The following is a 12,128-nucleotide window of genomic DNA, read 5'->3' as shown; positions in this document are numbered from 1 at the left end:
GTTTGATGGGCACGGTGAGCCGGTCGGCTTCGCCTTCGTAGCCGAGGTCGCCCAGCGCGGCGTGGGTGTCGTCGGTGAACGCGGCCAGGCCCTCGAGCAGCCCGGGGTGGGTACGGGCGCAGCGGGTGTCGTGCTCGCGGCCCGGCCGCACGTCGCTGGTCCATAGCGGCCATCCATCAGGTGCGGTGAGGACCTGGATGTTCCCGCCGTGGCGGCGGTGCTTGCCCGACCACCACAGGTCGACCCCGGGGGTGAGGCCGAGCGCGCGGCACCGGTCGGTGGCGATCAGGGTGCCGTCGAGATTCACGTGGGTGTGCCCGGCTGTGCGGGCGGCGAGCAGGGCTCCGTGCAGGCCGGGTGCGGCCGCGGCGAGGACGTCGATGCCTTCGTGCAGGTAACGGTAGGCCGTTGCAGTGCTGATCGCGTTGTCACCGGCCAAACATCGGACCCGGGTAGCATCACAGAACCAGCGGATCACCAGCACTGCCTGGGCGAACGGGGTCAACGCCCGCCGCCGGGTGCCACGTCGACGGCGTTGAAGGACCAGGAGCCGCGCCAGATAGGCCACGGTGCGCTCCCCGATCGGGAGGACAGCGGTGTAGGTGACAGGATCAGACATGCAGGACCTCGGTGACGGTGTCGATCTGTGCTGGACCGAACCGATCTACCGGGGTCCTGCCCCGTTCCCGCTCATCTCACCACCCTCGGCGTGTCGCCACGACCTGCCACCCCGCTACTGAGAACACCTCAGTGAGCCTTTGCCAACCTGACGTTGGCCCTGGTCAGAAGCTTGAGACGCGACATCGGAGGCTGGCGGAGTCACCGGGGTGACCTGCATCGACAGGGAACAGGCGGGCCAGCGGGCGGCCTCGGAGGATATCCACCCACCCCGTCCCAGCCAGGTTGGCAAAGGCTCACTGATGATGGTTACGCCCCGGACCGTCGTCTCTCAGCCATCGACTGTCGACCTGCTGGGGCCTGACCTGCAGTCCACTCCCGGAAGAGCCGGTTCCACGCCGGGTCCGGATGCCCGTGGCTTGAAATGCTCTATGTCACAGCTCTTCATGCCGTGATGGTCCGTCGTGTAGGTTCACTCTCCGGAGTTAGGGGGCCCCGCAAGGTGATAAATAGCATTTGGGGTGGAAGATGCTGCTGCCGAGGCTACTGCTTTTAGGTGCTGGCGATCCGGTTTACCGGGGATATTCACTCGAAGCGTTGGCGCGCAGCTTTCGGGTGACACTGCTCGACGCTTCCGCCAACGAATCGCAGAGAGCGGTTGTCGACAGACACGTCGCCATTGATCACCGCGATCCGGCAGTCGTTTCTGAGTATGTCCGTCGAAACCTCAACTGTTTCGATGGAATATTCACTTACGATGAGTTTGCCGTCGAGACAGCGGCAGAGGTCGGCGCAGGCGCTGGGTTTCGTGCCAACTCGATCTCGACCGCCCGTGCGTGCCGAGACAAGGCCGAGATGCGTGCGCGGTTGAAAACCGGCAACGTCCCGTCAGCCCGAAGCGTCCGGGTCGACTCCCGTGACGCGGCGCGTGCCGCAGCCCAGGAGCTCGGCTACCCAGTAGTGCTGAAGCCACAGGCACTCGCTGGGAGCATCGGCGTGATCCGGGTTGACGCCGACTTCGAGTTCGACGCTGCCTACGCCGTCGCCGCCAACTCTGGACACGGTGTCTATGGCTCGGCTGGTGGGCGACTCCTGGTCGAGGAGTTTCTGGATGGGCCGGAGATCTCGGTGGAGTGCGTGGTCCGAGACGGCGTCCCCGAGATCCTGGCTGTTACACGAAAGTCTCTCGGACCTGCACCGTACTTCGAGGAGATTGGGCACGTGGTCGCGCCGAGGGAGCCGGTGACTGCGGACGACTCGGCGATCGTCTCCGTAGTTCAAGCCACGCATGCTGCCGTCGAGATCACCTGGGGTGCGACCCACACTGAGCTGCGCCTGACCCGTACTGGACCGCGCGTGATCGAGATCGGAGCGAGGCCCGGTGGGGACCTGATTCCACTGCTCGTACGCCTGGCAACCGGACGGGATCAGGTTGTCGAGGCCGCCGCCGCAGTGTGCGGGGTGGACCTCCCTGCCATGCCCGAGGGGACCGAAGGAGGCGGGCTGGCGGCCGCCGCGATCCGATTCTTCTACCCCGCGGCGGAGAGCAGGCTGGTAGGCCTCTATCTGGACCCGAAGATCAGGTCCGCTCCTTGGCTGTACGCTTTCACGCGCGAGGTGGAACTCGGAACCGTGCTCCGAACGCCGCCGCACGCTTTCCTCGATCGCATCGGATTTGCCGTTGTCCGAGCGAAATCTGCCGACCGCTGTCAGCGGCACCTCGACAGCTTCGAGAGCGGACTGGCTATCACCTGCGATCCTTCCGCCGACGCCACCTGTTCACCTCCTGGTGGCACGAAGAAGGAAGACTCCTTGCCGACCACGTACTAATATCGATGTCGGCATGCGGCGAGTGATTCTTTCTCGCCCGCATTCGTGAAATAGAGGAACGGAGGAGAGGCATGCCTGTAGTCGCCACGATCCGGGAGTCGCTGGATACCATCCGTGAGGTCACTGACGAGCACTTTGCGTCTGAGGCGATGCAGTCGCAGATCTTCGATCTGCGTCGCAGTTATCAGGAGACCGACTTCGCCGAGATTGTCGGATTTACCCCGCCTGGGGTATTCGACGTCGCTTTCGGCGAGGTCGAGGAATTATTCAACAAACAGGCGAAGCGGCGCGACATCGTCGTCGCCCAGAGCGGCCACACTCCGCGTAAGTACTCCAACCTTGACCGTGACGCGCTCGCGGCTGGCTGCACCGTCGTTCCGGAGTTGTTCCACAGCCGCGGGCTACGAAGCTACCTCGAGCAGATCGTCGGTGAGACCGTCTTGCCGGTTCCTTACACTCCCGAGGAGTACATCGCTGCCCGGCTGCACGAGGCCGGAGACGTGCACGGATGGCACTGGGACGACTACACCTGGGCGCTCGTTTGGATCTTCAAGATCCCGGACGAGACAATCGGCGGCAGTGTCGATTTCATCGCGCGCGCCCCGTGGGACCGTGAGAACCCGCGGGTAGACGAACTCGTCGCGAAGGGTCCGGTGGTCCGCCGACACCCGGGGGTCGGCAATGCGTACCTGCTCAAGGCCGACACCGCGTTGCACCGGGTCGCGCCGCTTTCCGAGGACGCCGAGCGTATGATCGTTTGCTACACATTCGCCACCGAATCGGACCTGACTCGGCCCGTTGACCATTCCAGCATGGAGGACCTGTACCCGGAGACCCACGAGCGGCACTTCGGATGATCGTCGTGTCCCCCGCGGTTTCTACTGTCGCCGAAGTGCTCCGGGGAGTAGACCTGCCTGGTCTGCTCGACGGGCGCCGTCGTGGGTGTCTCAATACGTGGGAACCGTGGCTCGCTGGGGAGGTGCTGACCGACGCCTCCCCAGCGGGGGCCGCGCCATACCCACGTGACGAGCTGGCTCGACTGCTGCACATTGGCCTCGACGTCGGGCATTCGTCGATCCGTGACGATATCGGGCGCGCGTTGGTCGACGCCGGCCTCGTGACATCCAATGGCGGCGTCTACCGCACCGGGCGGTGGCGCCTGAGCGCTTTCGCCGGGCTGCTGATCGCCGCTGACCGCGACTACAGCACCGAGCACGAGGTCCACTTGGGCGAGGACTCACTCCAGTTCACTCAAGCTGTCCTCGCCGCGACACCGCGGGACGCCGTGCTCGACATCGGCTCCGGCTCCGGGGTCGCGACGGCGGCCGCCGCGCGGACCGCGGGTTCGGTCCGCGCGATCGACGTCCTCCCAGACGCGGTGCGGGCCACCGAGATGACTTGCGCGCTCAACCCCGGCGGCGCTGAGGTCACCACCGAGGTTCGGCATTTTTCCGACGTTGACCTTGCCGAGTTCGATCACGTGATAACGAATCTTCCGGGCGTCCCCGTGCCCTCCGGGATGCCCTACCCGACGGCCGGGAACGGTGGCCTGGACGGACTCGACCTGATCCGGACGTTCTGGATGCAGCTGGCCGCAGGACCGCCGCGACGGGTGACGATGCGGTTTCAGAGCATGGGCGAAGCCGAGCCCGAGGTGCTCACTGAACTCCGCGAGATTTTTCCGCAGCACGCGATCTCCATCGCCGCCGACTCCGCGGTGCCGATGCGGCTGCGGGACGCAATAACCGCAGAGCGGATCGCCAGCATCACCGGAGCTGACCCGGATGACATCGTTGACCAACTGTCGGGCACGCGTCGGACCGACGGTCGGACAACGTACTTCTGCTCGACTATGAACCTCGCCCCCGGCAGGCCCGGGATCGCCTACGCAGCACCGCTCACCAGGCTCGACCTAGACCGTCTATGGCGGCCTGGCCCGGTCCGCAAGATCCACGACACGGCCGTGTGGACGGATTACTGCTCGCGACTGCGGCTGATGCCCGACGAGTTCTGGTCGGTCCAGGGGGAGGAGCACGTGCGCACCGTGGGCCGCGACATGCACGCTCTCGGTGGTGAGCTCTCCACGGGGAAAGCGCCAGCTGAGGTGGCGGCCGCGCGCATCCCAGCTGGTCCCGCCGCTCAGGCAGGCCTGGAATTGGCCGTCGCGCTCCTAGCTGAGGTACTCGAGGACATCGGGATCCTGCGCCCCCGGTAGATGTAAGGAGTGACAGTGGTTTCAGGCTGGACCGTGCACGACTCGATGAACGACGTGGATGCCGGGGAGTGGAACGATGTCGTAATCCGAGCGGGAGGGTCGGTCTTCCACAGTCATCAGTGGCTGACGGCGTACGAGACGGCGCCGCCGGCGCCGTTGTTCCATGCCCGCCACTTCTGCCACCGGACCGACGGCCGCCTCGATGCCGTCGCGCCGTTCTACGAGGTGCAGGAAGACCCACACTACGTCGGTTACGGCCCCGATTACGACTTCGACCACCCGATCCTGCACACGCGGATGCTGGTCGGGCACTCGTGGTACTCATACTTTAACGGAGTCTGCTCGGTCATCGACCCCGCAGAGATCGTCGACGACCTGGTCGGCGCCGTGGGTGAGGTCGCGACCCACCTCGGCGTGCCTGTCTTCGGCTTCCCCGGGGTCCCCGAGTCCGACCCGCTTGGCTCCGAGCTGGAGAAGCGTGGCTTCAGCCCCGTCTACACCGAAGCAACCAGCGGCGTCGACTTCGCGGGCACAGCGCAGGCGCACCTGGACACACTGCGGAGCCAGAAGTTCCGCCGGGAGTTCCGCAGGCTGTCTACGAAGGCGCTCAGGTCGGGCGCGCACATCCGAACGACCATCGAGTCCGGCGACGTCGAGCGGTTCGCGAAGCTCGTCGAGGACGTGTGCGCCCGACACGGGGTCGCGACGATCAACCCGCCGGAGAACCTGTACAGCATCTTCGAGAATCTGCGTGAGTACGTGTATTTCGTGAGCATCTGGCTGAATGATGAGCTGCTCGGCGGCTTCGTCCTGATGCACTTCGAAGAAACGCTCTACGCCTGGATTGCAGGACTCAACTACGACCACCATAAAGAACTTGGTACCTACTACGCGCTATACGCTCAGACCCTGCAGCTGGCCGAACGCCTCGGCGTGAAGCGGATCGAGATGGGCCGTAGCATGTACGGCTTCAAGGTCCGGATGGGATTCCACCCGCAGCCGTTGGTCAGTTGGTTCACTGGCGTTGGCCCGGACGGTCGCGAGCTCGTCCGCGAGGGAATTGCCAGCCTGGATCAGCACTGCCGCACCCGCAGTCGGATCGCAGAAGCGTACGAGAGTAACAAGCTGGAGATCCCCGAGACGTTCACCGGGCCGCCGCGATTCGCTGTGGGCGGCGCCTAATGGCGGCGGGATTGCGGGAGCGCCTGTCCTTCTGGCAGACGGCGTTGCTGGGCGGGCTGGCCCTGGGCACGATCTTCGGGCTAGTCGAAGGCTTCTCGCTGTTCTCGCTCGCCTTCACCCGCGATCTTGGAATTACCCGCGGTGAGGCATCGAGCATGTACTCGGTCTACTTGCTATGTAGCGCGCTGTCGGCACCGCTCGTGGGCAGGTTCGTCGACTGGTACGGGCCAGGGCGAGCCGTGCCCGCCGGGTTCATCATCGTCGGCGTGGGACTCAGCGTGGCGTCGCGGGCGACGGCGCTGTGGCACTTCTATGTTCTGTACGCCCTCGTCCTCTCGACAGCGACGACCGTGCTGATCGTCGCCGCCCAGGTCATGGTGTCGAACTCGTACCCGACCGAGTTCCGCGGCCGAGCGCTCGGCCTAGCCTATGCGTGCGTTGGGCTTGGGAACTTCTTGTTGTTCAACCTACTCGGCCAGATCATCTCCGCATACAGCTGGAGGGTCGCCTACCTGGTCGCCGGGATCGTCGCCGGCGTCGTCGCGCTGGCGTTCCTCATGTTACATCGACGCACACTCACCTCTGTTCGAACCGACGGGCCTGACGAGGCCCCGGCAAGAACCGTTGGGATCGGTGTTGTTTTGGCTTTCCCAGCGTTCTGGTTCCTGTTCATCGCCGCTGTAGCGGCGAGCGTGCTCGACTTCGTTGTCTTCCAGCACCTGGCACCATTCCTGGTGACCTCCGGCTACTCGGTGGCTTCCGCCGGGTTCATTCTCAGCATCGCGTCGCTTGGCTACATCGCGGGACAGCTCACCGCTGGGGCAGCATCGGACCGGTGGGGGCGGGAGCGCGTCGGGGTGACCGCTGGGTTGGCCTACATCGTGCTGCTCATCGGGGCCGCGCAGCTTCCGGCGCAGTGGTTGGTCGCAGTCCTGTCTGCCGGGCTGGGCCTCGTGGTTGGCGGTGTGATCGGTGCCCGCAGCGCCGGAACCGGCGACATGTTCGCGGGACCTGTACTCGGGCGGGTATCCGGCCTCGTACAGGTCGGTAGCGCGCTCGGCGCCGCGGCCGGAACCTGGCTGGGCGGCATCGCGTTCGACCTCACCGGGGGGTACGGACTGATGTTCGGCATCGCATCCGTCACGGCGCTCGTGTGGTGCGCCACCTTCGTCGCGGCCGCACCGCGCCGTGGGCACCGACTGAACCATGAGATGATCACTTGATCATGATGATGGACCAGCCCACAAGAGCCGAAGTCCGCCCGGTGGCCGCCTGCGATCCAGAGGTCGTCGCACTGAGCCTTTGCCAACCTGATCAAGCGTTGGCGATCATGAGGCTCTGAACTGCGGCGATGAGGTCGCCGGCCCGGTTGGGGCTGGATCGGATCTTGCGCAGGATCTTCCAGTTCTTCAGCTCGGCGTTGGCCCGCTCGCCGGGGCCGCGGCGGCGGGCGTGCGCGGCGTTGACGGCCTTCTGGTTCGTCGACAGACCTCGGTAGCGGCCGGTGTCGGGATCCTTGCGGCGGCGGCGCTGCGGGACCGCGACGGTGGGTCCGGCGCCCTGGTAGGCGGTGTCGGCCGCCGCCGGGATCTCATGCTCGGTGAGGGCGTCGATGATGCCGTGCTCGCGAGCGGCGCCCATGTCGTGCCGCGCCCCGGGCAACGGCGGCGAGATCCACACCAACCTGCCGGCGGGGTCGGCGATGACCTGCACATTCACGCCGTGGGCCTTGTGCTTACCGGAGTAGAAGGCCCGGTCGTAGCCACTGGCCATGCCGACCCGGTCGATGCGTAACAAGGTGCCGTCGAGGATCACGAACGCCTTCCCGCGGGCGATCTCGATCGCTTGTTCCAGGGTCGGGGCCATCGCCGCGAGTAGCGCGATCGCCTCGCGCAGGTAGCGGTACACCGTCGAGGTCCCGATCCGGAACCCGCAGGCCAGGTCGGAGTAGGTCTCGCCCTTACGCAGATGTGCGAGCACGAGCAGGGCCTGGCGGCCGGTGGTGAGCTTGCGCCAGCGGCTCCGGCGCTGATTGCGGTGAGATCGCAGCGCATCGGACAACATCACGAGGGCGCGGCTGGACACGGTCATCCCGGACGGGTAGGACAGCACTTTGAAGCTCCTGGTCAGGCGGTTTGATCTAGTCAATCGCCCGTCTACCAGGAGCTTCACCCATCCGAGGCCACGCCACGCCGCACACCCGCTGACCAGGCCAAACACCAGGTTGGCAAAGGCTCACTGTTGGTGATCGAGGTCGTCGGTCAGTTCTATCGGGCTGGTGTCGGGTCCGTGCAGGGTGTGCTCGATCGCGGCGACGGCCTCGGCGGCGCCGAGGGTCAGCTCGGGCTCGTCCGGGAGCTCGGCCAGGGGGTAGCCGCGCCAGCGGCCGGCGGCGGGCTGGTGCAGGGCGTAGCCGGTCTTGGTGCCCGGGTGCGGGTCGTCGGGGTGGGCGGCGTGGATGGCGTAGCGGCCGCGGACTTCCACGCCGGGGAAGGCGGCGCTGTAGAGCTCCTGGATGGTGCCCTTGAACGAGTTGTCGACCAGGGTGAGCGCGCCGTCGCTGGTCGGGATGTCAGCGTCGTCGAGGTAGTCCGACAGCGCCTGAAACGCCCCGGCGGCCGCGGTCGGGTCGACGCGGTCGCGCCCGCGGAAGCTCTCCACGGCGTCGAACCGGGCGCCGGCGTTGTGCTCGAGATCGGCCAGGGCCGCCTCGACCACCGCCCGCGACAGGACGATCTCGGTGCAGTGCCGCTCGTAGAAGTCAGGGGCCAGACCGCGGACGGCTGCGGCATAGGAGTGCCCGTCGCGACCGAGGAACACGATCCGAGCGCCGCGCTCGGCGACGTCGCGATGCAGATCGGGCAGCATCTCAGCGCTCACCGCGGCGACGAACCGCCCGTGGTGGGCCCGGAACGCCTCGTAGGCGCGGCCCACAGCCTCCTGCTCGTCGGTGGAGCGGAGCTCGTGGCTGCGGTGGATCGCGGCCAGATCACCGGGGCCGCCGGGCATGCCGGGGCGTGGGGTGCTCAGGCCGTCCGCCGCGCGCTCGACGACGACGCGGCGGTGGCCGGTGCAGCCGCGGCCTCGGCGGCCGGTTCGAGGGCGTCGGCCAGCCAGATCATAAACGCCGGGTAGTCGGCGCTGCGGCTCAGCCTGAGAGCCGTCCCGTCCTCGTCCCGGGTCCAGCGGCCGATCTCGTCCATCGCGATGCGGGTCGTGGCCGCGCGCACGAACGGCAGCCCCAGCGCGGCCGACAGGGTCAGTGCGTCGTGCTGCAGGGTCGAGGCGTGGTGCTCGGCGTACCAGCGGTCGAGGTGATCTGCCAGCAGCCGGGCCCACGGCTCGCTGGCCGCGGCCAGGCGCTGATGCAGCGGGTGCGCGGCGTGGACGGCGATCTGGTCGGTGAAGGTGACGTCGGAGATGATGAACCGCGGCTTGGTCAGGCGCCCGTCGCCCACGGCGGTCAGGACGCGGCGGGCGGCGTCGACGTCGAGGCGGATGTTGTGCTCGGCGCGGTCGGGGCGCCGGTAGTCGATCGCGCCGCCCATCTGGGTCACCTGCAGCCGGGCGGCGATCTCAGGCAGGTGGTCACACACCTCAGCCAGGTTCGACAGGGGCGCCATCCCGACCCAACGGATCAGGCCCTCCGACTGCCCAGCGACCTCGGCCACGGCGGCCAGGACCGCGTCACGGCCGCCGTGCATCGCCGGGACGGTGGCGGGGATGAGGTCGGCGACGCAGAAGTAGTCAGTGCGCCCCACGGTCGCGCCGGCGGCGACCGCGACATCGCGGCGGCCGACGGTATCGAGCAGGTGGCGGGCGAACCGCGCCCGCTGTCCGTACCCCTGCTCAGGCCCGGTCTCGTCCGCGGTCAGCACCAACGCCAGGTCGGGCTGGTGCCGGGCGGCCGCGACCAGCGCCAGGGCATCATCGGCGTCCCCGCCCAGATCGGTGTCGACGATGATCGGGGCCCTGGTCAGCGGCTCGCCCAGCTCCGCGCCGCGCAGCTGGGCCGCGGTCTCGGCCAGCGGACTCCCGGGCAATCTCCGCCCTACGTCGATCATGGTCTTGCGGTGCGCGCGTACCTGGTCGATCGACAGGTCGCCCTCCGGGCGGCTGGTCATCGGTCTCACCTCCTGAGCACCTCGTAGGTTACCGGCTCACCCCGACGAATCGGGGCGTCACCATATGTTTCGGCAGGTCACCGGCGGCCGGGGTGGTGGTCTACTGCCCGCCGAAGTTCACCCGGGACGTCCCCACTGGTGCCGGGGTGTCCAGGTCTGCCACTAGAACCCCGTTGAGCAGGACCGCTCCGCGGTCGAAGTGCTTCTGGAGCCGTTCCTCGGTGATCCCGGCAGCGAGGGCGCGGGACCGAACCGTCGGAGTAGAGGCCTGCTGGTCGTCGGACATGTCGTTCCTCTCCTCAGTGGCCGTCCCCGGCGGAGAGCGGCTCCACGTGCCCCGCCTTCTCCAGGTCATCGTCGAGCAGCTCCCGTACCGCGGCGAGCGCGGCGCGCTCGGTCTGCGACGGCAACCGGTCCATCTCGAATGCGTAGGCTTCGAGCATCGCGGCGAGGACGTAGAGCTCATCCGGGTGCCGGAGCCCGGCGTAACGACCGACGTTGATGCGGTGGCGAAGCTTCTGCGCTGCCTCGTGTGTGCGGTCGCGGTTCTCCCGGAGCTGGGACGCGCGCCGCTGAGCGGGCGACTCATTCACCACCCCAACAGCATCGCACATCTGTTCGATTTTCAAGCTGGCGCCAGGCTGGTCAGCTGTTGGCGGTGTCGGCGAGTACTCGGCGGGCGATGGCTTCGACCTGTTCCACTGTGAGCACCGGGGCGGTGTGGTCGTGCACGGCGGCGCGCAGCAGGCGTCGCACCAGTGCCGAGGTGGGGATCTGCGCGGCGGCGGCCCGTTGCTTGAGTTGTGCGTCGAGGTCGCGGTCGATGCGCAGGTTCAGGGGAATATCCAGGGCTGCGGTGCGCTCGGCGATCTCGGTCTCCGCGGCCTCGGCTTCCTCTTCGGCGTAGTCGGTGCGGACAGCGGCCACCTCTGCGTCGATGTGCGTGTGGCGATCGTCGTTGGTGGTCATGGACCCTCCTGTCGTTCGTAGGAGCGCAGGTCGGCTCCGCTTGTCTTCCATGCGGTGACGCCGGCGTGGTGGGCCCGGGTGGCGATCACAGTGAGCACGAACCCCGCGGTCGGCGAGTAGCCGATGATCCGCAGGGCAGCGCTGCGGCTCCTCGGATCCGGGTCGCGCACGATCCGTCGGGGGTCCTGCGCGGCTTCGAGCGTCCAGCCCGGTTCGATCCCCGTCGCTCCCGGGTAGCGCTCGCCGCGTCGCCGGATGTAGTCGGCGTCCTGATCCCGCCACCAGAGATCGTCCACCATGTATCGCATTGTATCGCAACGCGGGCGGGGTGGAGCAATCGTCAAGACCTGTGGATGAAGATCTTTTAGGCGGCTTCGGTGTGGGTGTGGTCGTCGGGTCGTTCAACGAGTCGTCCGGCCTCGAAGACTGCTCCGGCGCGGACGAGCGCGACCAGGTGCGGGCCGTTCACGGCGCGCCAGCGGTCCTGGGCGGCTTCGATGAGTTTGAACGCCATCGCGAGCCCGGCGGTGCGTGAGCCGGGCCCGCGGGTGACGCGGGTGCGGTGGCGGACGGTCGCGAACGTGGACTCGATCGGGTTCGTGGTGCGTAGGTACTGCCAGTGCTCGGCGGGGAAGTCGTAGAAGGCGAGCAACTCATCGAGGTCGTCACGGACCTTCGCCACGGCCTTGCCGAACTTTGCCCCGTAGGCGGCGTCGAAGCAGGTCACGGCGTCGAGGGCCTTGTGTTTGTCTTCGACGTTCCAGATCTCGGTCAGCGCCTTCTTCGCTCCCGGATGCGCCGACTTGGGCAGGGCGGCGAGGACGTTGGCGGTTTTGTGCACCCAGCAGCGCTGCTCACGGGTCTCGGGGAACACCTCCCGTAGCGCGCCCCAGAACCCGAGCGCGCCGTCCCCGACGGCCAGGACGGGGGCGCGCATGCCGCGCCGCGCGCAGTCGCGCAGCAGGTCCGCCCAGGACTCGGTCGATTCCCGGTAGCCGTCGACGAGGGCGACGAGCTCCTTGTGCCCGTCGGCGCGGACTCCGATGAGCACGAGCAGACACAACTTGTGCTCGGCGAGGCGGATGGTGACGTGGATGCCGTCGGCCCACACGTACACGTAGTCCACCCCGGACAGGTCCCGGTGGGAGAACGCCTGCTGCTCGGTCTTCCAGGTCTCGGTCAGCCTGGTG

The 12,128-nt window shown here is 67.4% G+C and carries 14 protein-coding genes; 5 read left to right on the top strand and 9 right to left on the bottom strand.

The annotated features are described in order from the left end of the window. On the bottom strand, positions 1-619 hold a 619-nt coding region (locus Ae331Ps2_RS28875), incomplete at its 3' end, for a transposase family protein (protein WP_084797561.1). A gap of 614 nt (positions 620-1,233) precedes the next feature. Between Ae331Ps2_RS28875 and Ae331Ps2_RS28870 the strand changes: the two genes are divergently transcribed. The 5 genes from Ae331Ps2_RS28870 to Ae331Ps2_RS28850 all read left to right on the top strand — a co-directional run bounded on the left by Ae331Ps2_RS28870 (position 1,234) and on the right by Ae331Ps2_RS28850 (position 7,068). Further along, positions 1,234-2,448: an acetyl-CoA carboxylase biotin carboxylase subunit family protein gene (locus tag Ae331Ps2_RS28870; protein WP_075313227.1), complete on the top strand. Its 1,215-nt coding sequence runs from the start codon at positions 1,234-1,236 to the stop codon at positions 2,446-2,448. A gap of 71 nt (positions 2,449-2,519) precedes the next feature. Continuing rightward, positions 2,520-3,305 (top strand): hypothetical protein, encoded by a 786-nt coding sequence (locus tag Ae331Ps2_RS28865; protein WP_075313229.1) that lies wholly within the window; start codon positions 2,520-2,522, stop codon positions 3,303-3,305. Positions 3,306-3,427: 122 nt separating this feature from the next. Further along, a complete protein-coding gene (locus Ae331Ps2_RS28860; protein ID WP_075313231.1) occupies positions 3,428-4,663 on the top strand; it encodes a 50S ribosomal protein L11 methyltransferase in 1,236 nt (411 codons plus the stop codon). 15 nt (positions 4,664-4,678) lie between these two features. Beyond that, positions 4,679-5,845, top strand: coding sequence for a GNAT family N-acetyltransferase (locus tag Ae331Ps2_RS28855; protein ID WP_139319123.1), 1,167 nt, complete (start codon positions 4,679-4,681; stop codon positions 5,843-5,845). After that, positions 5,845-7,068, top strand: a complete 1,224-nt coding sequence (locus tag Ae331Ps2_RS28850) for an MFS transporter (RefSeq protein WP_075313235.1) — start codon at positions 5,845-5,847, stop codon at positions 7,066-7,068. Before Ae331Ps2_RS28855 ends, Ae331Ps2_RS28850 begins: the two co-directional genes overlap by 1 nt. Before the next feature lie 91 nt (positions 7,069-7,159). On the opposite strand, the gene Ae331Ps2_RS28845 is transcribed toward Ae331Ps2_RS28850, so the two are convergent. From Ae331Ps2_RS28845 to Ae331Ps2_RS28810, 8 genes are all read right to left on the bottom strand, one after another. Next, positions 7,160-7,957: an IS5/IS1182 family transposase gene (locus Ae331Ps2_RS28845; RefSeq protein WP_075313237.1), complete on the bottom strand. Its 798-nt coding sequence runs from the start codon at positions 7,955-7,957 to the stop codon at positions 7,160-7,162. Between the two features lie 123 nt (positions 7,958-8,080). Further along, positions 8,081-8,854 (bottom strand): hypothetical protein, encoded by a 774-nt coding sequence (locus Ae331Ps2_RS28840; RefSeq protein WP_075313239.1) that lies wholly within the window; start codon positions 8,852-8,854, stop codon positions 8,081-8,083. Positions 8,855-8,871: 17 nt separating this feature from the next. Beyond that, entirely contained in the window at positions 8,872-9,969 is a 1,098-nt protein-coding gene (locus Ae331Ps2_RS28835; RefSeq protein ID WP_075329844.1) for a nucleoside hydrolase, read from the bottom strand. Positions 9,970-10,069: 100 nt separating this feature from the next. Further along, entirely contained in the window at positions 10,070-10,255 is a 186-nt protein-coding gene (locus tag Ae331Ps2_RS28830; RefSeq protein WP_068800890.1) for a hypothetical protein, read from the bottom strand. A 13-nt stretch (positions 10,256-10,268) separates the two neighbouring features. Beyond that, positions 10,269-10,598 carry a hypothetical protein gene (locus tag Ae331Ps2_RS28825; protein ID WP_139319124.1) on the bottom strand — a complete coding sequence of 110 codons (330 nt, stop codon included), beginning with the start codon at positions 10,596-10,598 and terminating at the stop codon, positions 10,269-10,271. A 16-nt stretch (positions 10,599-10,614) separates the two neighbouring features. Beyond that, complete coding sequence (locus Ae331Ps2_RS28820; RefSeq protein ID WP_075313245.1) at positions 10,615-10,938, bottom strand: ribbon-helix-helix protein, CopG family; 324 nt, start codon at positions 10,936-10,938, stop codon at positions 10,615-10,617. After that, entirely contained in the window at positions 10,935-11,237 is a 303-nt protein-coding gene (locus Ae331Ps2_RS28815; protein ID WP_075313279.1) for a hypothetical protein, read from the bottom strand. The genes Ae331Ps2_RS28820 and Ae331Ps2_RS28815 overlap by 4 nt, the downstream gene beginning before the upstream one ends. A gap of 65 nt (positions 11,238-11,302) precedes the next feature. Beyond that, on the bottom strand, positions 11,303-12,128 hold an 826-nt coding region (locus Ae331Ps2_RS28810; protein WP_139319266.1), incomplete at its 5' end, for an IS256 family transposase.

The sequence above is a fragment of the Pseudonocardia sp. Ae331_Ps2 genome (assembly GCF_001932405.1).
In the GTDB taxonomy this organism is placed as follows: domain Bacteria; phylum Actinomycetota; class Actinomycetes; order Mycobacteriales; family Pseudonocardiaceae; genus Pseudonocardia.
Note: the sequence above shows the minus strand (reverse complement) of the source record. Positions and strands in the feature narration are given on the sequence as shown.

Excerpts from the sequence above, each read along its gene's own strand:
- Ae331Ps2_RS28815 (WP_075313279.1), bottom strand. The coding sequence starts at position 11,237 with ATGGTGGACGATCTCTGGTGGCGGGATCAGGACGCCGACTACATCCGG.
- Ae331Ps2_RS28820 (WP_075313245.1), bottom strand. The coding sequence starts at position 10,938 with ATGACCACCAACGACGATCGCCACACGCACATCGACGCAGAGGTGGCC.
- Ae331Ps2_RS28830 (WP_068800890.1), bottom strand. The coding sequence starts at position 10,255 with ATGTCCGACGACCAGCAGGCCTCTACTCCGACGGTTCGGTCCCGCGCC.
- Ae331Ps2_RS28865 (WP_075313229.1), top strand. The coding sequence starts at position 2,520 with ATGCCTGTAGTCGCCACGATCCGGGAGTCGCTGGATACCATCCGTGAG.
- Ae331Ps2_RS28835 (WP_075329844.1), bottom strand. The coding sequence starts at position 9,969 with ATGACCAGCCGCCCGGAGGGCGACCTGTCGATCGACCAGGTACGCGCG.
- Ae331Ps2_RS28850 (WP_075313235.1), top strand. The coding sequence starts at position 5,845 with ATGGCGGCGGGATTGCGGGAGCGCCTGTCCTTCTGGCAGACGGCGTTG.
- Ae331Ps2_RS28840 (WP_075313239.1), bottom strand. The coding sequence starts at position 8,854 with ATGCCCGGCGGCCCCGGTGATCTGGCCGCGATCCACCGCAGCCACGAG.